The 22,373-nt window shown below is 67.9% G+C and carries 20 protein-coding genes and 1 pseudogene; 10 read left to right on the plus strand and 11 right to left on the minus strand.

The window, feature by feature from the left end; all coding sequences use genetic code 11:
* Window positions 1–38 precede the first annotated feature (38 nt).
* Window positions 39–200 (plus strand): annotated as a pseudogene (locus tag WA944_RS08415) (maleylpyruvate isomerase N-terminal domain-containing protein); the annotation flags it as partial.
* A 66-nt stretch (window positions 201–266) separates the two neighbouring features.
* Here WA944_RS08415 and WA944_RS08420 read toward each other — a convergent pair.
* Both WA944_RS08420 and WA944_RS08425 read right to left on the minus strand, forming a co-directional pair.
* Window positions 267–749 carry a pullulanase gene (locus tag WA944_RS08420; protein WP_526373043.1) on the minus strand — a complete coding sequence of 161 codons (483 nt, stop codon included), beginning with the start codon at window positions 747–749 and terminating at the stop codon, window positions 267–269.
* A gap of 6 nt (window positions 750–755) precedes the next feature.
* A complete protein-coding gene (locus WA944_RS08425; RefSeq protein WP_526373044.1) occupies window positions 756–2,228 on the minus strand; it encodes a CCA tRNA nucleotidyltransferase in 1,473 nt (490 codons plus the stop codon).
* 85 nt (window positions 2,229–2,313) lie between these two features.
* On the opposite strand from WA944_RS08425, the gene WA944_RS08430 reads away from it, so the two are divergent.
* The 8 genes from WA944_RS08430 (at window position 2,314) to WA944_RS08465 (ending at window position 13,356) form a co-directional block, all read left to right on the plus strand.
* Entirely contained in the window at window positions 2,314–3,099 is a 786-nt protein-coding gene (locus tag WA944_RS08430; protein WP_526646721.1) for an NUDIX hydrolase, read from the plus strand.
* Window positions 3,096–5,501 carry a DUF6049 family protein gene (locus tag WA944_RS08435; protein ID WP_526646723.1) on the plus strand — a complete coding sequence of 802 codons (2,406 nt, stop codon included), beginning with the start codon at window positions 3,096–3,098 and terminating at the stop codon, window positions 5,499–5,501. Before WA944_RS08430 ends, WA944_RS08435 begins: the two co-directional genes overlap by 4 nt.
* Entirely contained in the window at window positions 5,494–9,189 is a 3,696-nt protein-coding gene (gene murJ, locus WA944_RS08440) for a murein biosynthesis integral membrane protein MurJ (protein WP_526373049.1), read from the plus strand. Before WA944_RS08435 ends, murJ begins: the two co-directional genes overlap by 8 nt.
* A gap of 98 nt (window positions 9,190–9,287) precedes the next feature.
* Window positions 9,288–9,869: an RNA polymerase sigma factor SigM gene (gene sigM / locus WA944_RS08445; RefSeq protein ID WP_526373050.1), complete on the plus strand. Its 582-nt coding sequence runs from the start codon at window positions 9,288–9,290 to the stop codon at window positions 9,867–9,869.
* A gap of 53 nt (window positions 9,870–9,922) precedes the next feature.
* Window positions 9,923–10,678, plus strand: a complete 756-nt coding sequence (locus tag WA944_RS08450) for an RsmA family anti-sigma factor (protein ID WP_526608638.1) — start codon at window positions 9,923–9,925, stop codon at window positions 10,676–10,678.
* A gap of 85 nt (window positions 10,679–10,763) precedes the next feature.
* The gene (trxB, locus tag WA944_RS08455; RefSeq protein WP_526372665.1) at window positions 10,764–11,735 is read left to right on the plus strand and encodes a thioredoxin-disulfide reductase; all 972 of its coding nucleotides are present in this window, start codon (window positions 10,764–10,766) and stop codon (window positions 11,733–11,735) included.
* Window positions 11,732–12,085, plus strand: a complete 354-nt coding sequence (gene trxA / locus WA944_RS08460; protein WP_163887453.1) for a thioredoxin — start codon at window positions 11,732–11,734, stop codon at window positions 12,083–12,085. The genes trxB and trxA overlap by 4 nt, the downstream gene beginning before the upstream one ends.
* Window positions 12,086–12,168: 83 nt before the next feature.
* On the plus strand, window positions 12,169–13,356 hold the full coding sequence (locus WA944_RS08465; protein WP_526372666.1) for an N-acetylmuramoyl-L-alanine amidase: 1,188 nt from the start codon (window positions 12,169–12,171) through the stop codon (window positions 13,354–13,356).
* Here WA944_RS08465 and WA944_RS08470 read toward each other — a convergent pair.
* The 9 genes from WA944_RS08470 to rpmH all read right to left on the minus strand — a co-directional run bounded on the left by WA944_RS08470 (window position 13,353) and on the right by rpmH (window position 19,668).
* Window positions 13,353–14,102 carry an acetyltransferase gene (locus WA944_RS08470; RefSeq protein ID WP_526372667.1) on the minus strand — a complete coding sequence of 250 codons (750 nt, stop codon included), beginning with the start codon at window positions 14,100–14,102 and terminating at the stop codon, window positions 13,353–13,355. The two genes, WA944_RS08465 and WA944_RS08470, sit on opposite strands and share 4 nt — an antisense overlap.
* Window positions 14,103–14,319: 217 nt before the next feature.
* Window positions 14,320–15,333 carry a ParB/RepB/Spo0J family partition protein gene (locus tag WA944_RS08475; RefSeq protein ID WP_526372674.1) on the minus strand — a complete coding sequence of 338 codons (1,014 nt, stop codon included), beginning with the start codon at window positions 15,331–15,333 and terminating at the stop codon, window positions 14,320–14,322.
* Window positions 15,334–15,376: 43 nt separating this feature from the next.
* The gene (locus tag WA944_RS08480; protein ID WP_526372668.1) at window positions 15,377–16,324 is read right to left on the minus strand and encodes a ParA family protein; all 948 of its coding nucleotides are present in this window, start codon (window positions 16,322–16,324) and stop codon (window positions 15,377–15,379) included.
* Window positions 16,321–17,001: a 16S rRNA (guanine(527)-N(7))-methyltransferase RsmG gene (rsmG, locus tag WA944_RS08485; RefSeq protein ID WP_526372669.1), complete on the minus strand. Its 681-nt coding sequence runs from the start codon at window positions 16,999–17,001 to the stop codon at window positions 16,321–16,323. The genes WA944_RS08480 and rsmG overlap by 4 nt, the downstream gene beginning before the upstream one ends.
* 72 nt (window positions 17,002–17,073) lie before the next feature.
* Window positions 17,074–17,646 carry a Jag family protein gene (locus WA944_RS08490; RefSeq protein ID WP_526372670.1) on the minus strand — a complete coding sequence of 191 codons (573 nt, stop codon included), beginning with the start codon at window positions 17,644–17,646 and terminating at the stop codon, window positions 17,074–17,076.
* Between the two features lie 36 nt (window positions 17,647–17,682).
* Window positions 17,683–18,768 (minus strand): membrane protein insertase YidC, encoded by a 1,086-nt coding sequence (gene yidC, locus WA944_RS08495; RefSeq protein ID WP_526372675.1) that lies wholly within the window; start codon window positions 18,766–18,768, stop codon window positions 17,683–17,685.
* A gap of 43 nt (window positions 18,769–18,811) precedes the next feature.
* A complete protein-coding gene (gene yidD, locus WA944_RS08500) occupies window positions 18,812–19,150 on the minus strand; it encodes a membrane protein insertion efficiency factor YidD (protein WP_526372671.1) in 339 nt (112 codons plus the stop codon).
* Entirely contained in the window at window positions 19,147–19,503 is a 357-nt protein-coding gene (rnpA, locus tag WA944_RS08505) for a ribonuclease P protein component (protein ID WP_526372672.1), read from the minus strand. Before rnpA ends, yidD begins: the two co-directional genes overlap by 4 nt.
* Before the next feature lie 21 nt (window positions 19,504–19,524).
* A complete protein-coding gene (gene rpmH / locus WA944_RS08510; protein ID WP_014818477.1) occupies window positions 19,525–19,668 on the minus strand; it encodes a 50S ribosomal protein L34 in 144 nt (47 codons plus the stop codon).
* 602 nt (window positions 19,669–20,270) lie between these two features.
* Between rpmH and dnaA the strand changes: the two genes are divergently transcribed.
* Complete coding sequence (gene dnaA / locus WA944_RS08515) at window positions 20,271–21,746, plus strand: chromosomal replication initiator protein DnaA (RefSeq protein ID WP_526372673.1); 1,476 nt, start codon at window positions 20,271–20,273, stop codon at window positions 21,744–21,746.
* Window positions 21,747–22,373 lie beyond the last annotated feature (627 nt).

The following is a 22,373-nucleotide window of genomic DNA, read 5'->3' on the forward strand; positions in this document are numbered from 1 at the left end:
GATGGCAGCGGTGACGACGGCGCCGATAGGGTGCTCGCATGGCCGGAGCAGCCCCCGTGGTCGACGATCTGCGCGCCGAGAGCGATGACCTGGACGCATTGGTCGGCGAGCTGTCGTCGGCGCAGTGGGCCACCGCCACCCCCGCGCCGGGGTGGACCATCGCCCACCAGATCGCACACCTGCTGTGGACCGACCGGGTCCGACCGCGAGCGCGACGTTTTGTACGTCCGATGCGGCGCGGCGACGCACAAACACGCGCGCTCGCGCTAGAGGGTCGCGGCGCTGTCGGCTCGGCCGTCGCCGTCGCTGTCGGCCAGCCGGACATCCCAGCGCCCGTCGCCGTCGGTGTCCACCCACGCCGTCCCGGCTCCCAGTGCCCGGTCCGCCAGACCGTTGCCGTCCACGTCGACAAGCTGCTCCGCAGCCGTCCCGTCACCGTCGAGATCAACCGGCACCGCCGGACCCGCACCCGGATGTTCGGTGCCGTCGAGCCCGAACCAGCGCAACCCGCCACCGCGATCCGCGCTGACCGCCCAGGTGCCCGTGCCGTCGTCGCTGAAGAAACCCTCCGGCAGCCCGTCGTCGTCACCGTCGAGCAACACGTGGTCAGCCACCCCGTTCCCATCGAGGTCCAACAGCGTGTCGTCGGTGAGTCCATCACCGTCGACGTCGACGCCCGCGACCTGTGGACCACCGTCGACCGTCCAGATGGTGGCCGATCCGTCGGGTTCCCCCAGGCAGTACTCCATACCTGATCAGACGCGCGGTGTGCCCTTCTCGTTCCACCACTTGAGTAGTTCCTCGACGGCCTCGTCATGGCCGAGCGGCCCGCGGTCCAGCCTGAGCTCCTTGAGGTGGCTCCACGCGCGCCCGACCTGCGGACCGGCCGGGATGCCGAGGATCCGCATGATCTCGTTGCCGTCGAGGTCCGGGCGGACGCGCGCGAGATCCTCCTTGGCGGCGATCTCGTCGATGCGGTGCTCGAGGTCGTCGTAGTTGGCCTGTAACCGCGCCGCCCGGCGCTTGTTGCGGGTGGTGCAATCGGCACGGACAAGTTTGTGCAGCCGAGTCAACAGCGGGCCGGCATCGGTGACGTAGCGGCGCACCGCCGAGTCGGTCCACCTGCCGTCGCCGTAGCCGTGGAATCGCAGGTGCAGGTAAACCAGCTGCGACACGTTGTCGACCATCTGCTTGGAGTACTTCAGCGCCCGCATCCGCTTGCGGGTCATCTTCGCCCCGACCACCTCGTGGTGATGAAAGCTCACCCCACCGTCGGGCTCGTGCCTGCGAGTCGCGGGCTTGCCGATGTCGTGCAGCAGCGCTGCCCAGCGCAACACCAGGTCCGGCCCGTCGCCGCCCTCCATGTCGATCGCCTGGCGCAGCACCGTCAGCGAATGCTGGTAGACGTCCTTGTGCTGGTGGTGTTCGTCGATCGCCATCCGCATCGCCCCCACCTCGGGCAGCACCACCCCACCCAACCCGGTCTGCACCATCAGATCGATCCCAGCGACCGGATCCGCGCCCAGCAGCAGCTTGTCCAGCTCCTGGGCCACCCGTTCCGCGGTGATGCGGCCCAGCGCCGGCGCCAGTTCCTCGAGCGCGCGGCAAACGCGTGGCGCCACGGTGAACTCCAGCTGGGAGACAAACCTGGCCGCGCGCAGCATCCGCAGCGGGTCGTCGCCGAAAGACACCTCCGGCGCAGCGGGGGTGTCCAGCACCCCGGCCCGAAGAGCCGCCAGGCCGCCGAGCGGGTCCAGGAACTCCGCGGGCCCGCCCGGGGTGATCCGCACCGCCATCGCGTTGACGGTGAAGTCCCGGCGCACCAGATCCTCGTCGAGGCTGTCCCCGAAGCGCACCTCGGGATTGCGCGAGACCTGGTCATACGAGTCGGCGCGGAAGGTGGTCAGTTCCAGCCGTTCCTGATGTCCCGGGGCGCCCTTGCCGACACCGATCGTGCCGAACTCGATGCCGGTATCCCACAGCGCGTCCGCCCAACCGCGAAGGAACCGCTGCATCTGCTCGGGGCGTGCATCGGTGGTCAGGTCGAGATCGGTGCCCAGCCGGCCGAGCAGCGCGTCGCGCACACTGCCACCGACCAGATACAGCTGGTAGCCGTTGTCGGCGAACAACCGGCCGAGCGAGCGCAGCACCTCGCTGTGCCGGTTCAGCGACACCTGCGCAGCGGCCAGCAGTTCGGCTGCGTCTTGCTCGGATGTGGGGTCAGGCACGTCCGAAGACCCTACTGGTCACAGCCGTGTCACCGACCGGCGAGTGCGGCGAGTGCTGCTGTTCATGCCAGCTACTATCGCTTGGGTGTCGGACGGCGAGCAGCCCAAACCCCGACGGCGCCGCGGCCGGCGCCGCGGCCGACGCGCGGCAGGCCCACCCGAGGCCGCCGGTGACCAGTCCGGCACTCATGGGAGACATCCTCCGCCGAACAGCTCCGGTGACCAATCCGCTGCGACCCCCAAACCCCAGAGATCGCGTCCCCGGCGCCCCCCGGAACGGCTCCGCACCGTGCACGAGACGTCGGCCGGGGGCCTGGTCATCGACGGTATCGACGGCCCGAAAGACAGCCAGGTCGCGGCCCTGATCGGGCGTATCGACCGGCGCGGACGGATGCTGTGGTCGCTGCCCAAGGGCCACATCGAGATGGGTGAGACCGCCGAACAGACCGCGATCCGCGAGGTCGCCGAGGAGACGGGGATCCAGGGCAGCGTGCTCGCGGCGCTGGGCTCCATCGACTACTGGTTCGTCACCGAGGGCAGGCGCGTGCACAAGACCGTGCACCATTACCTGATGCGGTTTCTCGGCGGTGAGCTCTCCGACGAGGACATCGAGGTCAGCGAAGTGGCCTGGGTGCCGCTGAAGGAGCTGCCGTCCAAGCTGGCCTACGCCGACGAACGGCGCCTCGCCGAAGTCGCCGACGACTTGATCGACAAGCTGCACACCGACGGACCCGAAGCCCTGCCGCCGCTGCCCCGGACGACTCCACGGCGGCGTGGCCAGACCCATTCGCACACGCGCAAGCACCGAACCGACCCCACCGCTCAACCACAGCCCGGCCGGCGGACGAACGGCTGCGGACCCGGGCCGTGACCGGCCCGCACGTACGGCTTCTTGTTGCGGTCGTCGCGATGCTGCTGGCCGTCGCGCCCGGCGCCGCTCCCTACGTCGCCGACGCCCAACCGGGATCCACCCAGTTCCTGCAGGTGCAGATCGACAGCGTCACCCCCGACATCGTCACCACCACCAGCGAGCCACTGGTGACCGTCACCGGGGAAGTCCGCAACGTCGGCGATCGCCCGGTACGCGACGTCGTGGTGCGGCTCGAACGTGCCGCGGCCACCGCGACCTCGAGCGAACTGCGCACCGACCTCGCCGGCAATGTCGACCAGTACCAACCGGTCGCGGACTTCATCACCGTGGCGCCGGAAATGGCTCGCGGACAAGCGGTTCCGTTCCGGCTCGCGTACCCGCTGCGCTCCGCCGACCAGCCGTCGCTGGACATCGAGGCTCCCGGCGTCTTCCCGGTCATGATCAACGTCAACGGCACCCCCGACTACGGTGCGCCCGCCAGGCTGGACGACTCACGTTTCCTGCTGCCCGTGCTCGGCGTGCCACCGGTCGAGGGTGCGGAATCCACCGCCAGCGAGGCGCTCGACTCCGCCGTGCCGCCGGACACCACCCGACCCGTCGGGCTGACGATGTTCTGGCCACTGGCCGACCGCCCCCGACTGGCCGCCGGCGCCCCCGGCGGCACCACCCCGGTGCGGCTGATCGACGACGTCCTGGCGACGTCGCTGGCCCCCGGCGGGCGCCTGGACACGATGCTCTCCGCTGTCGACTTCGCGACCGGCCCCGAGGTCGACCCCGGCGGCGAGCTCACCCGCGCCCTGTGTCTGGCCATCGACCCCGACCTGCTCGTGACCGTCACCGCCATGACGAACGGCTACGTCGTCAACGACGCCTCCGACGCCGGCCCGGGCACCCCCACCCACCCGGGCGCAGGCCAGCAGGCCGCCATCGACTGGCTCAACCGGCTCAAGGCGCTGACCCAGCGGATGTGCGTGGTACCGACCACCTACGCGCAGGCCAACCTCGACGCGCTGCGCCGCGTCGCCGACCCGGGCCTGTCGGCGATCGCCACCAACGCCGGCGACATCGTCGACCAGATCCTCGGCATCACCTCCGTCCGCGGCGTCAGCCTCGTCGGCGACGGGCCCTTGACCAGCCCCGCCGCTCAGCTGCTGTCCGATCAGGGACCGACCGTGGCGATCGGCGCAGCCGACCTCGCCGCGCCGGGCGACTCCGCCGACGGCGCACCCGAGTCCGCCGACACCACGCCGGTGCGCTACACCCCCAACGTCGTCGCAGCGCCGTTCGACCCGGCGGTGGGAGCCGCGCTGGCCGGCGCGGGCACCGCCCCGGAGTCGCCGTCCTACCTGGAACCGTCCCTCGATCTGGCCCTCAAACAGGATTCCGAGGTCGCGCGGCGCCAGGACGCGCTCGGGTCGCTGCTGTGGCGCAGCCTGAACCCCGACATCGAGCCCCGCACCGAGATCCTGATGCCGCCGCTGATGTGGAACCTGACACCACAGGATGCGCAGGCGATGCTGACCACGGTGGCCACTGGCATCCGGGCCGGTCTGGCCGTACCCCGGCCAGTCCCGGCGGTGATCAGCGAGGCCCGCGCTGCGGCCCGACCCGAGCCGCTGCCCGAGGGACCGCTGGGCAACCCGCGGGGACGGTTCGACGACGGCGTGGTGTCGGGCATCGCAACGGTGACCGCCCGGCTCTGGGGTCTGACCGCCGCCCTGACCACCGACGAGCGCACCGGGCTGACCGGTGGGCAGTACACCGCCCCACTACGTGAGGATCTGCTTCGCGCACTGAGCCTTTCGGTGCCGCCCGACGCACGCAACGGGCTCGCTCAGCAGCGCCTCACGACGGTGGGACGCACGGTGGAGAACCTGTTCAACGCCGTGTCCATCGTCAACCCGGGCGGCTCGTACACGCTGGCGACCGAACGCAGTCCACTGCCGCTGGCGCTACGCAACGACCTGCCGGTGCCGATCCGGGTACAGCTCGACATCGACGCTCCCCCCGGCATGACCGTCACCGACATGGGAGAGATCGTGCTGCCGCCCGGCTTCCTGCCGCTCAAGGTGCCGATCGAGGTGCACTTCACCCAGCGGGTTGCCGTCGACGTCACGCTGCGCACCGCGGACGGTCTGCCACTGGGTGAACCGGTGCGGTTGTCGGTGCACTCCAACGCGTACGGCCAGGTGCTGTTCTTCATCACGCTGTCCGCGGGCGCGGTGCTGATACTGCTGGCGGGCCGACGGCTGTGGCACCGATTCCGCGGTCAGCCCGACCGAGCCGATCTGGACCGTCCCGACCCGATCGAAGTGGCACTGTCCTACCGCGACGAGGAGGCCGCCGCCGACAAGCCCGCGCCGCGGCGGACCGATCCGGTGACCCGCGGTGGACATGACTGACCGCGGCCGACGGGGCGGCCCGGCACCCGCCGTGCCCCCCCTGCCGGTACCCCGACAACCCACCCCGCGCGCCGAACTCTCGGACTCGGCGGTGGTGTCCCGGTCGTGGGGGATGGCGGTGGCCACGCTGGTCAGCAGGCTGACCGGGTTCGCCCGGATCGTGCTGCTGGCCACCATCCTCGGCGCAGCGCTGTCCAGCGCGTTCACCGTGGCCAATCAGTTGCCCAACATGATCGCTGCGCTGGTGCTCGAGGCGACGTTCACGGCGATCTTCGTCCCGGTCCTCTCCCGAGCCGAACGCGACGACCCGGACGGTGGAAGCGCCTTCATCCGGCGCCTGCTCACGTTGGTGGTGACGCTGCTGCTGGTGGTCACCATCACCTCCACGCTCGCAGCACCGCTGCTGGTCGACCTGATGCTCGGTTCCGACCCCATGGTCAACCGCTCGCTCACCGTCGCGTTCGCCTTCCTGCTGCTGCCGCAGATCATCTTCTACGGGCTGTCATCGGTGTTCATGGCGATCCTCAACACCCGCAACATCTTCGGACCCCCGGCGTGGGCGCCGGTGGTGAACAACGTCATCGCGATCCTGACCCTCGCGGTGTACGTCCTGGTACCGGGCGAACTGTCCGTGGACCCCGTCGAGATGGGCAACACCAAGCTGCTGGTGCTCGGTGTCGGCACCACGCTCGGCGTCGTCGCCCAGGCCACGGTGCTGTTCGTCGCGATCCGGGCCGAGCGGGTGAGCCTTCGCCCGCTGTGGGGCATCGACGACCGCCTCAAGAAGTTCGGGATGATGGCGCTGGCGATGGTGCTCTACGTCGTGGTCAGCCAGATCGGCTTCGTCGTCGGCAACCAGATCGCCAGTGGCGCAGCCGCATCCGGACCTGCCATCTACAACTACACCTGGCTGGTGCTCCAGTTGCCGTTCGGCGTCATCGGCGTCACCGTCCTGACCGTCGTGATGCCGCGGCTGTCGCGCAACGCCGCCGCCGACGACGGCCCCGCGGTGTTGGCCGACCTGTCCTTGGCCACCCGGCTGACGATGGTGACGCTGATCCCGATCGTGGCGGTGATGACGGTCGGCGGGCCGGCGATCGGCACCGCGCTGTTCGCCTACGGCAACTTCGGTGAGGTCGACGCCGGCTACCTCGGCATGGCGATCACCCTGTCGGCGTTCACCCTCGTCCCCTACGCCCTGGTGCTGCTGCAGCTACGGGTGTTCTACGCACGCCAGGAGCCCTGGACTCCGATCGTGCTGATCGTCGTCATCACCACGGTCAAGGTCGCAGCATCGCTGGCCGCCCCCTATGTGGCCGACGACCCGGAGCTCGTCGCAGGCTATCTGGGCATGGCCAACGGACTGGGTTTCCTGGCCGGCGCGGTCGTCGGCTATCTGCTGCTGCGCGCCCGGCTCGACCCGCCCGGCGGACGGCTGATCAGCCTGGACGTGGTCCGCACCATCCTGGTGACCATCGCGGCGTCGCTGGCCGCCGGCCTGACCGCCCACGTCATCGACCAACTCGTGGGACTCGAGGAGCTGACCACCAGTTGGGGTGGCGCCGGCTCGCTGCTGCGGTTGGCGGCTCTCGGCCTGGTGATGGTGCCGATCATCGTCGCCGTGCTGCTGGCCGCCGACGTGCCCGAGGCCAAGGCCGCCGTTGCCGCGGTTCAGCGACGCCTGCAGCGCAGGCACCCGGTAGCCGCGACGCCACCGAGCCCCTCCGACCGGCCACGTCCCACCCGGGGCCTCACGTACCCTGATCACAGGGATTCGTCTCCGTCACACCGGCTACAGCCTTCCACGCCGGTGCGGCGGGGCAGATCGGCCGAGGTTGCCGACGATGGGAGGGGGAAAGGAGCTGCCGTGAGCGACAAATCCACTGGCGGTTCCCCCCGGGACTCCGAATCCGCGGCCACCACCCGCTTCGAACGCCCGTCCGGTTCTGATTCGACGGCTCCGCCGTCCGGATCCGATTCGACGGCTCGGCCGTCGGCTGACGACTTCCACCCCGACGTCCCCGAGACCCCCGCACCGTCCGAGCGGGCCACCGTCCAGACGCCGCGACCCGACTCGGCAACCCGGCCGCTCAAGTCCGACTCGGCGGCTCGGCCGCCGTCCGAATACGGGGGCGACCCCTCCCGCGAACCGCTGGCCTTCGATCCGCCCCGAGAACCGGCTCTCGAGACGGCCGTCGCCGCCGAGGACGCGCACCTGATCCCCGGAGCTCTGATCGCCAAGGGCCGCTACCGGCTCCTGGTCTTCCACGGCGGACCTCCCCGCCTGCAGTTCTGGCAGGCCCTCGACACCGCGCTGGACCGGCAGGTGGCCCTGACGTTCGTCGCCCCGGACTCCGAACTGCCCGAACGGCAAGTGAAGGAGATCCTGGACCGGACCCAGCGACTCAGCCGCATCGACATGCCCGGCGTCGCCCGCGTCCTCGACGTCGTGACCAGAGGTTCCGGCGGACTGGTGGTCTCGGAATGGATCCGGGGTGGTTCCCTGGCCGAGGTCGCCGACACCACCCCCTCACCGATCGGCGGGGCCCGCGCCATCCAATCGCTGGCGGCCGCGGCCGAGGCCGCCCACCGAAGCGGGGTGGCGCTGTCGGTGGATCACCCCAGCCGGATCCGCGTCAGCATCGAAGGGGACGTGGCACTCGCGTTCCCCGCGACGCTGCCCGACGCCACGCCCGACGACGACATCCGCGGGATCGGCGCGGCGCTGTATGCCCTGCTCGTCGATCGGTGGCCGCTACCTGAATCCGGGGAACCCAGCGGCCTGTCCCCCGCCGACCTGGACGCCGCGGGACAGCCCGTCGAACCCCGATCCGTCGACCGCGACATCCCGTTCCAGATCTCGGCCGCCGCGTCGCACGCCGTCCAGGAAGGCGGCGGCATCCGCAGCGCGCCCACCCTGCTGAACCTCTTGCAGCAGGCGACTGCCATCGCCGACCGCACCGACCACATCGCACCCGTCGAGGAGGTAGCTCCCGACACCCGCACCGGCGGCTGGCTGGGTACTGCCGCCGATCCCGAGGCCGAAGCGCGCCGGCGCAAGGGACTCATCGTCGGGCTGACGGTCGCCGCGGTGGTCGTCGTCGTCGCGGTGGTCCTGCTCGCGTCGGTGCTCGGCCGGATCTTCGGCGACGTCGGCGACGGTCTCGGCGGCGACGAACTCGGCCTCAACGCACCTTCCTCCTCCGAGGAAGCCGACACCGGCACAAGTGGCGGCGGCTCGGTCATCGATCCCGTTCGCGCAACGGTCTTCTCACCTGAAGGCGAGGCCGATGCGCCAGAGCTGGCCGACCTGGCCATCGACGGCAACCCCACAACCGTCTGGCCCACCGACACCTACTCCGACGCGGTGCCGTTCCCCAACTTCAAGAACGGCGTCGGGTTGATGTTGCAGCTGCCAGAACCCGTCACTCTCGGGTCGGTCAGGATCAATCTCAACAGCACCGGTACCGAGGTGCAGATCCGGTCGTCGTCGACCGCCACGCCGTCGACGTTGGCCGATACCACCGCCCTCACCGAGCCCACCACGATGCGGCCCGGTTCCAACACCATCGAGATCGACGACGCCTCACCGACGTCGAACGTCCTGGTCTGGATCTCCACGCTGGGCTCGGTCGGCGGCGAAAGCCGCTCCGACATCGCCGAGATCAGCCTCGAAGCCGCGTCCTGAGGCGTCATCCCCAGACGTTCCCGCACGTTGTCCCACGTCCGGCTGCCCGCCCGAAACTGGTGTCCGACACCCCCCGCAGCGCCGCTTAGTGTTCGCCTGTGGGGATTTTCGGGGGGACTCGAGGGGACAGCGAACGCCGGCGCACCGATGCCGAACTGCTCGCCGCGCACGTCGCCGGTGACCGCTACGCGTTCGAGGAGTTGTTCTATCGCCACCACCGCCAGCTCTATCGGCTGGCGGTGCTGACCAGCCGTGACCCCGACGACGCCGCCGACGCCCTCCAGGATGCGCTGCTGTCCGCGCACCGCACCGCACCCGCGTTTCGGAACGACTCGGCGGTGAGCAGCTGGTTATACCGCATCGTCGTCAATGCCTGTCTGGACCGGTTGCGCCGCAACAAGACTCATGCCTGTGACGAGTTGGACGACCAATTGTGCCGGGCCGCGGATCCCACCGGTCGGGTGGACACCGCGATCGTGGTCGAGCGCGCCCTGATGCGCCTTCCCGTCGCCCAGCGCGCGGCCGTCGTCGCGGTCGACATGCAGGGGTACTCGGTGGCCGAGGCCGCCCGCCTGCTCGGGGTCGCCGAAGGCACGGTGAAAAGCCGATGCTCGCGCGCTCGCAGCAGGCTCGCGCAGTCGCTGGAGTTCTTCGCCGCCGGAGCCGCCACCGTCGAGTGAGCCGCTCGGATAACCTCGAACGATCTCAAGGGCGACGACCGGCGGGGGCAGCGATGGACAGCGGCGCGGGCGCGCAGCCTGACTCCGATCCGGTCCCCGATCCGCCGCAGCTGACACCCGAATTGCTCGCCGATCTGCAGGCAGGCCTGCTCGACGACGCCACCGCCGCACGGCTCCGCAGGCATGCCCGCAATGATCCGGAGGCGGCGCGGGTGGTCGCCGGTCTCGACGCCGTGCGCCGCGAGCTGGCCCACCTGGGCGCCGACGAAGAGTCCGCACCTGCGGTACCCGCGCCCGTCACCGCCATGGTGGGCGCCGCGCTGCGCACCGCCCCGCCTCCAGCCCCCACCGCGCCAGGCAGGACCCGGCCCCGCCTCACCGGCCTACAGCGGGCCGGCCTGATCACCGGGCTGTGCGCGGCAGCTGCCGCCGTCGTCCTGGGCGTTGTCCTGCTGGCACAGGACCCCGGACCGGCGATCTCCGTCGGTCTCACCCCAGCCCAGATCACCGCGGCGACACCCGACGGCTTTCCGGTGCCTGCCGGGCAGCTGCGCGCCGCACTGTCACAGCCGCAGAACCTGGGCTCGTTGACCGACCCGCAGCGACTCTCGTCCTGCCTGACCGGCCTGGGCCACTCCCCCGCCCCCGCGGTGCTGGGTGGACGTCGCGTCGAGGTGGCCGGCCGTCCCGGGCTGTTGCTGCTGCTTCCCGGCAGCACCCCGGAGCAGATCAACGCCGTGGTGGTGGCGCCGACGTGCAGTGCCGTGCACACCGGCCTGGTCGCCGAGACGGTGCTGGCGCGGCGGTGAGCTCGTCGGCGGGGAACAGCGCGGCTTACCCTGGTGTTCTAACAACGCGGTCGTATGAATGCTTGCCGCAGGCAGAAAGGCTCCCATGACCTCATCCACCGTCCATGACGTCATCGTCATCGGTTCCGGCCCGGCCGGCTACACGGCGGCCGTGTACGCAGCCCGGGCCCAGCTCACGCCGTTGGTGTTCGAGGGCACCCAGTTCGGCGGTGCGCTGATGACCACGACCGAGGTCGAGAACTATCCGGGGTTCCGGGACGGCATCACCGGGCCGGAGTTGATGGACCAGATGCGTGAGCAGGCGCTGCGCTTCGGCGCCGACCTGCGCATGGAGGACGTCGACGCCGTCGACCTGGCCGGACCGGTCAAGACCGTCACCGTCGGCGACGAGACCTACCAGGCGCGCGCGGTCATCCTGGCCATGGGCGCAGCGGCCCGCCACCTGGGCGTGCCCGGCGAGGACACCCTGCTCGGCATGGGCGTGAGCACCTGCGCCACCTGCGACGGCTTCTTCTTCCGGGACCAGGACATCGCCGTGGTCGGCGGTGGCGACTCGGCGATGGAGGAGGCCACCTTCCTGACCCGGTTCGCGCGCAGCGTGACGCTGATCCACCGGCGCGACGAGTTCCGCGCGTCGCGGATCATGCTGGAACGGGCGCAGGCGAACGACAAGATCCGGTTCCTGACCAACACCGACGTGGTCGCCATCGAGGGTGGTCCCAAGGTCACCGGGCTCCGGCTGCGCAACGCCGTCACCGGCGAGGAGTCCGAGATGGCAGTGACGGGTGTCTTCGTCGCGATCGGCCACGACCCCCGTTCCGAACTGGTGCGCGGCCAGGTGGAACTCGACGCTGCAGGCTACGTACAGGTCCAGGGCCGCACCACCTCCACCTCGATCGAGGGCGTGTTCGCCGCAGGCGATCTGGTCGACCACACCTACCGGCAGGCCATCACGGCGGCGGGCAGCGGTTGTGCGGCGTCCATCGACGCTGAGCGCTGGCTCGCCGAAACCTCTTCCATCTCAACGGATGACAGTCTGATTGGAGCACAACGATGAGCGCTGCGGGTTCGTCTGAAACGTCTGGATCGTCAACAGTTGCGGTGACCGACGACTCGTTCTCCCAGGACGTGCTGTCGAGCAGCACACCGGTGCTGGTCGACTTCTGGGCAACCTGGTGCGGCCCCTGCAAGATGGTCGCCCCGGTACTCGAGGAGATCGCCGCCGAGAAGGCGGGCGCACTGACCGTCGCCAAGCTCGATGTCGACGAGAATCCGGCGACCGCCCGCGACTTCCAGGTGGTGTCGATCCCGACGATGATCCTGTTCAAAGACGGTGAGCCGGTCAAGCGGATCGTCGGTGCGAAAGGTAAGGCTGCGCTGCTGCGTGAGCTCTCAGATATTGTCTGACGTGCTCTGACTTCGCATTTCAACGCCTCCACACCTGCCTGGGGTTTTCCGGATTTCGCCGTCGGTCTGAGACAATGCTGGCTATGTCGAGTCTGCGTCGCGGTGACCGCGGGGGTGCGGTCACCGAAATCCGGGCGGCTCTGGCCGCGCTGGGCATGATCGACGATCCGGATGAGGAACTGTCCACCGGCAAGCACGTGGCGGTGGACATGTTCGACGGTGAACTCGACCACGCCGTCCGGGCTTTCCAACAGCACCGCGGTCTGCTGGTGGACGGAATCGTCGGCGAAGCAACCTACCGCGCCCTCAAAGAGGCCTCCTACCGGCTCGGCGCACGTACTCTCAATCACCAGTTCGGTGCGCCGATGTACGGCGATGACGTGGCCACATTGCAAGCGCGACTTCAGGATCTGGGGTTCTACACCAACCTGGTGGACGGCTACTTCGGGTTGCAGACCCACAACGCACTGACCTCCTACCAACGTGAGTACGGACTGTATCCGGACGGGATCTGCGGTCCGGAAACGTTGCGGTCCTTGTACTTTCTCGGTTCCCGGGTCACCGGTGGATCACCGCACGCGATTCGTGAGGAGGAGCTGGTCCGCAGCTCCGGCCCGCTGCTCTCCGGGAAGCGGATCATCATCGATCCGGGCCGCGGCGGTGACGACCACGGTCTGATCATGAACGGGCCTGCCGGCCCGATCAGCGAAGCAGAGCTGCTGTGGGACTTGGCCAGTCGACTCGAAGGCCGGATGACTGCCATCGGCATGGAGACGTTCCTGTCCCATGCCGCCATCCGGGCGCCCTCGGATGCGGAACGCGCCGCGACCGCCAACTCCGTGGGCGCCGACCTGATGATCAGTCTGCGCTGCGCAACCCAGACCAGCCCGTCCGCCAACGGCGTCGCCTCGTTCCACTTCGGCAACTCCCATGGCTCGGTGTCCACCATCGGACGCAACCTGGCGGACTTCATCCAACGAGAAGTGGTGGCGCGGACCGGTTTACGAGATTGCCGGGTGCACGGTAGGACGTGGGATCTGCTCCGGTTGACCCGGATGCCGACTGTTCAGGTCGACGTCGGCTACGTCACCAACCCCGGTGATCGCCACACCCTGGTGTCCCCGGACTCGCGTGACTCGATCGCCGAAGGCATCCTCGCAGCCGTCAAACGGCTGTACCTGCTCGGCAAGAACGACCGCCCCACAGGTACTTTCACGTTCGCCGAGCTACTCGCCCACGAGCTGTCCGTCGACCAGGCCCGCCAAGGCTAACTGCAGGGGTTCGATCCCGCTCCGACCGGCTGTTGTAGCTGGGCGCTCTGCAGCAGTCGTTCCAGTGCCGCCTCGACATCGGCTTTCCATCCGAGACCCTGCTCGAGTTCCAACCGCAGCCGCGGGAAGTAGGTGTGGTGCGACACCACCTCGAACCCGACGTCGAGCAACAGCTGGGCATCGAGCACGCACTGCTCGACCGAACAGTCGCCCAATGCTTCGAGTACCGGCGCGGCATCGGTCGGCACCTTGGCCGGATCGGAGAGCCCGGTGACCTCAGGGGTCCGGCCGAACGCCTCCAGGGCGCGCACCCCGCGACGGACCAGATCGGCGACCACCGCGGCGATCAATGTCCTGGCCATGTCCTGGCTTCCCGGTCCGGGCTCGACACCGAGTGTGGTCAGCAGCACGGCGTCGGCGCTGACCGGGCCGGTCGGGAATCGGCCCGCCCGCGGCACACTGCGCGGCGGCGCGTAGAACACGTACCCGAGGCACGGGTCATCGGTGGACTCCGGCGCCGAGTCCACGAAGTCCGCGCCGTCCCGGCAGTCGACAGCCAACTGGCCGCACGACCCCCACTCGAGCATGACCATCGACAGCCACGCTTCCTTCTCGAATTCCGGATCGGAGAGATGATCGTCGGTTCCCACGGTCGGCGGGTCGACCTCCCAGTACACACAGCGCCGGGCGTGCTTCGGCAGCTGCTCGAATGCTTCGAGCCGAAGAGGCGTGATACGTGCGGCCACTACACTCCCCTGGGTCCACGCCGCGCTGGAAGGCCCGGCTGCCCTTCCAGGATAGAAGGCTCCGCCGGCACCGTCGCCGCCTGGCCGCCGAAAGGCGTCCGCGCCGGGCCGACGGCCGAATTCGATTGCGGGACAGGGAGTTTCCCCGCGCAGCGACGTTTCTGGCCGGCTGCGGAGCCAGCTGTGTCACAGTGACGTAATTCGCCGGTATGACCGTTCACTGCGCGGACGTGTTCATGAGCTCCACAATCCGCTGTAGATCATCCACCGACCCGAACTCCACGACGATCTTGCCTTTGCGCTTGCCCAAGCTGACCGTCACCTTCGTATCGAAGGCGGTGGACAGTTGTTCGGCGACATCCTGCAGACCGGGCATCTGAATGGGCTTGCGGCGGGGTGCCGAGGGCGTCGCTCCGCCGTCTCGGTTGGCCAGCGTCACCGCCTCCTCGGTCGCGCGCACCGACAGGCCCTCCGCCACGATGCGCGCGGCGAGCTCTTCCTGGACTTCGGCCCCTCCCTCGAGCGAGAGCAGCGCGCGCGCATGACCGGCCGACAGCACGCCGGCCGCCACCCGCCGCTGCACCGCGATCGGCAGTCGCAACAGGCGGATCATGTTCGTGATCAACGGTCGCGACCGCCCGATGCGGGCGGCGAGTTCATCGTGGGTGACACCGAACTCTTCCAGTAGCTGTTGATAGGCGGCCGCCTCTTCGAGCGGGTTCAGCTGCACACGGTGGATGTTCTCCAGCAACGCATCACGCAGCATGTTGTCGTCGGCCGTCTCACGGACGATCGCAGGGATCGTGGTCACGCCGGCCTGCTGAGCCGCCCGCCACCGCCGCTCCCCCATCACCAGTTGGTAGCGCGGTGAATCGTCACCTTCGGCAGCCGGCGCGGCGCGCACCACGATCGGCTGCATCAGTCCGAACTCACGGATGGAGTGCACCAGTTCGGCCAGCGCCTCCTCGTCGAACGACTGGCGCGGCTGGCGCGGGTTCGGATCGATCTTCGACGGGTCGATCTCCCGGTACACCGCACCCACCGAGTTCTCTTCCGCCGGCGGCGTTGTTGCCCCCGTCGACAGTCCGCCGAAGACGGCGTCCGCGGCCGCGGCACCCATCCGCGGACCCATGTCGGCCGAATCCCCGCCGTCGCCGTCGGCCGGGCCCGTCGGGATCAGGGACGCGAGGCCGCGGCCCAATCCACTCCGCTTGCGTGCCGCGTTGTTCATCGATTCCCTCTTCTCGTCGTGCAGATCCGCGCCGGGCATGCGCTCATCGGGCCTGTCCCTCGAGCCCCCGGTGCGCCAGCTCCCGGCTTGCATCCAGGTAGCTCATCGCCCCACGGGAACCGGGGTCGAAATCGATGATCGTCATCCCGTAGCCCGGGGCTTCGGACACCTTCACACTGCGGGGAATGACGGTGCGCAACACCTTGTCGCCGAAGTGCGCGCGGACGTCCATGGCGACCTGGTCGGCCAGCTTCGTCCGTCCGTCGTACATCGTCAGCACCACGGTCGTGACATCCAGCTCGGGGTTGAGATGGGACTTGACCATCTCGATGTTGCGCAGCAACTGACCCACGCCTTCGAGGGCGTAGTACTCGCACTGGATCGGGATCAGCACCTCGGGTGCGGCGACCAGTGCGTTGATCGTCAGCAGACCGAGGGAGGGCGGGCAGTCGATGAAGACGTAGTCGAAGTCGTGGTGCTTCAACTCGGCCAGCGCAGTCCGCAGCCGGCCCTCCCTGGCGACCATGCTGACCAACTCGATCTCGGCACCGGCAAGGTCGATGGTGGCGGGGATGCAGAACAGGCGCTCGCTGTGCGGGCTGCGCTGCAGCGCGGTCTCGACCGGGATGTCACCGATCAAGACTTCGTATGACGACGGGGTGCCCGGCCGATGTTCGATGCCCAACGCGGTGCTCGCATTCCCTTGGGGATCGAGGTCGATGACAAGAGTGCGCAATCCCTGCAGCGCCAGCGCCGCAGCAATGTTCACCGCGGTGGTGGTCTTGCCGACACCGCCCTTCTGGTTGGCGATGGTCAGGATGCGCTGATGTGCCGGCCGTGGCGGTTGGCCCTGGGTGGCCGCCTGCATCAATCGGACCGCCCGTTCGGCTTCCGCGCCGATGGGCGTATCCGCGTCCGGTGCGTTCCACGTTTCACGTGAAACATCCGCTGGGCCGTCCTCGGGTTCCCGGCGTTCGGGAACTGACATCATCTGCGTTTCCTTCCCGGCGGCCGTTGGCTCCGCGGTGTTCCCTGCAACCCTACGACCACCGTCACGGGTGGATCCACGAATTGAGCGCCACATTTCTCTACCCTTACCTCGGTCACGCCCAGTCCCGTCATTGCCCGGCGATGTTCTTGGATCTCTTCCCCCGCACGCTCCCCTTTGATGGCCAGCATGCGGCCCCCCGGCCGCAGCAGGGGCGTACACCACTTGGCCAGCTTGTCCAACGAGGCGACCGCCCGTGATACCACTGCGTCCACCTCCCCGACCTGACTCCGGACCGCACGGTCCTCCGCTCGGCCGCGCACCACTGCACACTCGAGACCGAGGGCGTCGATCACCTCACGGAGAAAATCGCTCCGGCGCAGCAGCGGTTCGACGAGTGTCAGTGAGAGGTCCGGGCGGGCCAACGCCAACGGTATCCCGGGCAGGCCCGCACCACTACCGATGTCGGCGATCCGCTCACCGCGCCCCAGCAACTCGGCCACCACCGCGCTGTTGAGCACGTGTCGATCCCACACCCGATCGACTTCGCGGGGGCCCAGCAAGCCGCGTTCGACACCGGCGCCTGCGAGGATCTGGGCGTACCGGTGAGCGCGCTCCGCGGCGTCGCCGAACAGCACTGCGACGGCGTCAGGGGGCGGGGGTACTTCCGCGTGTTTCACGTGAAACATCCTCCGAACATCCGCGGCGGAACCACCACGACTCCGAACGAACTACATGGATGTAACTCCGGGTCAGTCAGCGAGGACCACGACGCGACGCGACGGCTCCACGCCCTCGCTCTCGCTGTGCACGCCCTGCACTGCGGCCACCGCGTCGTGCACGATCTTCCGCTCGAACGGGGTCATCGGCGACAGCTCTTCGCGCTCCCCCGTCTCCAGAACTCGACGAGCCACCTTGTCCCCCACGGCCGCCAGTTCCTCACGACGTCGCTTACGCCACTGGGCGATGTCCAGCATCAGTCGGCTACGCTCGCCCGTCTTCTGGTGCACGGCCAGCCGGGTCAGCTCCTGCAGCGCGTCGAGTACCTCGCCTTTGTGCCCGACCAACTTCGTCAGATCTCCGCCTCCGTCGATACTGACGATGGCACGGTCGCCTTCCACGTCGAGATCGATATCGCCGTCGAAGTCGAGCAGATCCAACAGCTCTTCCAGATAGTCGCCGGCGATCTCGCCTTCGACGACCAGTTTCTCCTCGAGATCCTCGCCACCCTCGGCCGCGGCACCTTCGGTGCCGGCCTCGATCGGGTCGGCGTCCTCACTGCGTTCGGCGGTCTCGGCCGGGGCAGCAGTCTCCGAATTCGTCATGCAATCACCTCTTCTTCTTTCGCGGTCGCCCGCGCGTCAACGTTTGCGCTTCTTCGGCCGAGCGCCGGGTTTCGGGGTGCGGTTGACGGCCCCGTTGCTCGCGGCCGGTTTCGGCTTCCCCGCACCTGACGACGAATCCGGTCGGGTCGTGCCCGCGTCGGTGGAGCCGTTCGTCTCGAATCCGTCCGGCGCTGTCTCGGCCTCGGTGGCGGGAGCGACCGGGTCGCCGTCCGGGTCCGTGGCGGCGTCGGCGGCCGCCTTCTTCTTGCGGCTGGGCTTGGCTCCGGGTGCCGGTGCGTTGGCCGCTCGGCGTTCGAGGGCCTCGAGCTTTTTCTGCTCTTCTTCTTTCTCGATCTTGCCGAACACGTAATGCTGCTGGCCGAACGTCCAGATGTTGTTGGAGAGCCAATACATGATCACCGCGAGTGGCAGGAACGGTCCGCCCACCACGACGCCGAGCGGGAAGACGTAGAGCGCCAGCTTGTTCATCATCGCCGTCTGCGGGTTGGCGGCGGCTTCCGGGCTCTGCCTCGCCACCGACGCTCGGCTGTTGAAGTACGTCGCGATGCCCGCCGCGATCATGATCGGCACACCCACGGCCACCACCGCGGGTCGGTGGAACTCGGTGTAGGCGTCAAGGCCGTGCTGCTGGATCATCGTCGCGCTCAGCGGCGCACCGAACAGGTTCGCGTCGAGGAAGTTGCGGACGTCCTCCGCGCTGAACACGTAGTTGCCCAGCTGAGCATTCTCCTCAACGGACAGCCCCAGTCGGCCGATACCGGTCTGCGTCCGGTTGAACGACATCAGCACGTGATAGAGCCCGAGGAACACCGGGATCTGGGCCAGCATCGGCAGGCATCCGAGAATCGGGTTGAACCCGTGCTCCTTCTGCAGCTTCTGCATTTCCAGCGCCATCCGCTGGCGGTCCTTGCCGTACTTCTTCTGGAGCGCCTTGATCTGGGGCTGCAGTTCCTGCATCTGCCGGGTGGTGCGGATCTGCCGGACGAACGGCTTGTAGAGGATCGCGCGCAGCGTGAACACCAGGAACACCACCGACAGCGCCCAGGCGAAGAAGTTCGACGGCCCCAGCAGGAAGGCGAAAGCCTCGTACCAAACCCACATGATCGCCGACACCGGGTAGTAGATGATGTCAAGGCTCAACCAATTAAACACGCGTCTGACTCTCTCCTTGGTGCACCGTGCTGGTCCGGTGCTCGGCTACGTCACAGGCACCCTCGGCGGCTTGGCCACGGTGCTCCGCGCGGTCGGTCTTTTGATCGGGTATCGGATCCCATCCTCCGTTATGCCATGGTCCACATTTCAGGAGGCGAACGGCTGCCAGCCATCCGCCCCGAATCAGTCCGAACTCGGTGAGCGCCTCGACGGCGTACTGGCTACAGGTGGGAGTGAACCGACAGGTCGGCAGCCGCAACGGCGAGATGGTGTGGCGATAGAGCTGGATCACGAAGACCACCGCCCGTGCACCGGCCGATCGCGACGTCACTTCGATTCTCCCGAGCGCATCCTGATCTTCTGCAGCGCGGTGCGTAGCTCCAGCTCCAGGCGCGGCGAGATCGCGTTCCGACTGCTCGGCAACGCGCGGATCACCACTCTGTCCTCGGGATCGAGCTCGGCAAGTATCGTGCGCGCGGCGTGCCGAAGACGACGCGACACCCGATGCCTCTGTACCGCATTACCCACAGCTTTCGACACGACCAGCCCGATTCTCGGCCCGGGGTCACCGGCCTTGTCGGCGCGGGTGTACAGAACCAGGTCCGGTTGTGCGGCTTTGATGCCGCGACTCACCGTGACGCCGAACTCGGCCGACCGCGTCATCCGGTACTGCGCCGGAAGCACCGCGTCAGACCTTGCGCCGCATCACGCAGTCAGTGAGCGACGGCCCTTGCGGCGCCGGTCCGAGACAATGGCCCGGCCGGCGCGCGTACGCATCCGCAGCCGGAACCCGTGCACCCTCGCCCGACGGCGATTGTTGGGCTGAAAGGTCCGCTTGCCCTTGGCCACGGCTGTCACTCCTTGTTGCGTCTGGCCCCCGCGGTCCCGCCCCATGAACCCTCATGACAGGCGTGTCGCAGTCGGCCGTTGGTAAGTTCGTCCGTCTATCGTTGCTAACCGGCGCGGCCTCCGGCAGTACCGGATCGCAGCCGTATCGCCACGTGCGGGCGACTGTTCGAGGGTACTGACGAGGATTCGCTGGGTCAAACCTGCGGAAATCCGCCTGCGGCGGGGCGAACACCACCACACTAACCACATCAGTCACGCTCATCAGGAACTATTGAGCCACTACCGAATCGGCACAAGATTCGGGTCTCCGCAATGTTGCAGAACTGTTGGCACTCGGAGAGAAAACTGTTAGCTTCTGGCAATGCCGATTCCACGCCGGAACGGCGAAAGACAACGAAGCGAGGCTGTCCGCTCAGTCGCGAGCCCACTGGAAATGCAGGTGTGCACCTGCCCAATGACGAGCTCCGGCCAGCGGCAGTCACGCCGGTAGACAACCAGACGGCGATGAACGTCCTTTCTCCACAGCCTGGGGATAACTTTGTGGACAGTTCGTTTCCGTCCTTTTGGCCGTCCCTGGGCCGGCCGCAAGGGGGTGCGGGTCGTTGACAACTGACCCCGATCCACCCTTCGTCGCAATCTGGAACAACGTCGTCGCCGAACTCAACGGTGTCGCCGGCGCGGCCAACGGGATTCTCACGCCACAGCAGCGGGCCTGGCTCAAACTGGTCCGGCCGCTGGTCATCACCGAGGGGTTCGCACTTCTGTCGGTGCCGACCGCTTTCGTCCAGAACGAGATCGAACGCCACCTCCGCGAGCCGATCGTCACCGCGCTCAGCCGCCAGCTCGGACAGCGGGTCGACCTGGGTGTCCGAATCGCCGACCCCGGCCCCGACGACACCGACGACAGCCATCCGGTACTCCGCGAGCCCGCGGACGTCGACGATGCCGAGGACGACGTCGACGAAGACCAGGCGGCGCGCGCCAGCGCCGAAGAGAGCTGGCCGTCGTATTTCTCCAAACGCGCCGCCACCTCACCGGCCGACGACACCGTCACCCTCAACCGGCGCTACACCTTCGAGACCTTCGTCATCGGCGCCTCCAACCGGTTCGCACACGCGGCATCCCTGGCCATCGCCGAGGCACCCGCCCGTGCATACAACCCACTGTTCATCTGGGGCGAATCCGGGCTGGGCAAGACACACCTGCTGCATGCCGCCGGGAACTACGCGCAGCGGCTATTTCCCGGCATGCGGGTCAAGTACGTCTCCACGGAAGAGTTCACCAACGACTTCATCAACTCGCTGCGCGATGACCGCAGGGCCTCCTTCAAGCGCACCTATCGCGACATCGACGTGCTGTTGGTCGACGACATCCAGTTCATCGAAGGCAAAGACGGCATCCAGGAAGAGTTCTTCCACACCTTCAACACGCTGCACAACGCGAACAAGCAGATCGTCATCTCCTCCGATCGACCGCCCAAGCAGCTCGCCACCCTGGAAGACCGGTTGCGGACGCGCTTCGAGTGGGGGCTGATCACCGACGTCCAGCCACCGGAACTCGAAACCCGAATCGCCATCCTGCGCAAGAAGGCTCAGATGGATCGGCTCGACGTTCCCGACGACGTGCTCGAGTTGATCGCCAGCCGGATCGAGCGCAACATCCGCGAGCTCGAGGGCGCGTTGATCCGGGTCACCGCGTTCGCCTCGCTGAACAAGACGGCGATCGACAAGTCACTGGCTGAGATCGTGCTGCGTGATCTGATCTCCGATGCCTCCACGATGCAGATCAGTACCGCTGCGATCATGGCGGCCACCGCCGAGTACTTCGAGACCAGCATCGAGGAGCTGCGCGGTCCGGGCAAGACCCGCGCGCTGGCCCAGTCGCGCCAGATCGCGATGTATCTGTGCCGTGAACTCACCGACCTGTCCCTGCCCAAGATCGGGCAGGCCTTCGGCCGCGACCACACCACCGTCATGTACGCGGAGAAGAAGATTCGCGCCGAGATGGCCGAGCGCCGTGAGGTCTTCGATCACGTCAAAGAACTCACCACCAGGATCCGTCAGCGCGCCAAGCGCTGACATCTCCCTGACGCAACCGGTACGAATGTGGCTCCCTGCTGCCGTCTCGACGACGAATCCCGAAAAAACTTCCGCACCGGACGTCACACCCGCCACAGGATCTGCCTGTGCACCGACGTGTGCACAACCTCCGGTCAATCATCGATCGAGCGCCGGATCGGTCCACAGCGCCGGCGTCATCCCCAACCGGGCCCAGGTTGACCACCGGGTATCCACAATGCGCCAACACCCCCTCAGGCCCGCCTGCCTGCGACGAACCACCGCTATCCCCAGAGTCCACAGGACCTATTACTGTTGCTCTTCTCTATCTATAGATTTCTTCTAGAAGAAGGCAGCTGGGGAAACCCCGAACTTTCGTGCCCCGCCGGTCGTTACCCGCCCAGATGTCAGCCCGATCGATTAGCTTTCAAGTTGGGGCCGAAAGCTCTACGGTGGTTCATCGACAGCCGTTTCAGTCGTCGTAGCGCGTCCGGAGCGACGCGGCATGCGACGCCGGTAAACCGCTGATTATGGCTTTTGTCGGGGTGTGCATCGAAGGGACGCTATGAACGTGGCGACGGCAGGTCTCACGGATTTGAAGTTTCGGCTGACCCGCGAAGACTTCGCTGACGCGGTTGCCTGGGTGGC

The organism is Mycobacterium sp., assembly GCF_049683355.1.
Taxonomy (GTDB): domain Bacteria; phylum Actinomycetota; class Actinomycetes; order Mycobacteriales; family Mycobacteriaceae; genus Mycobacterium.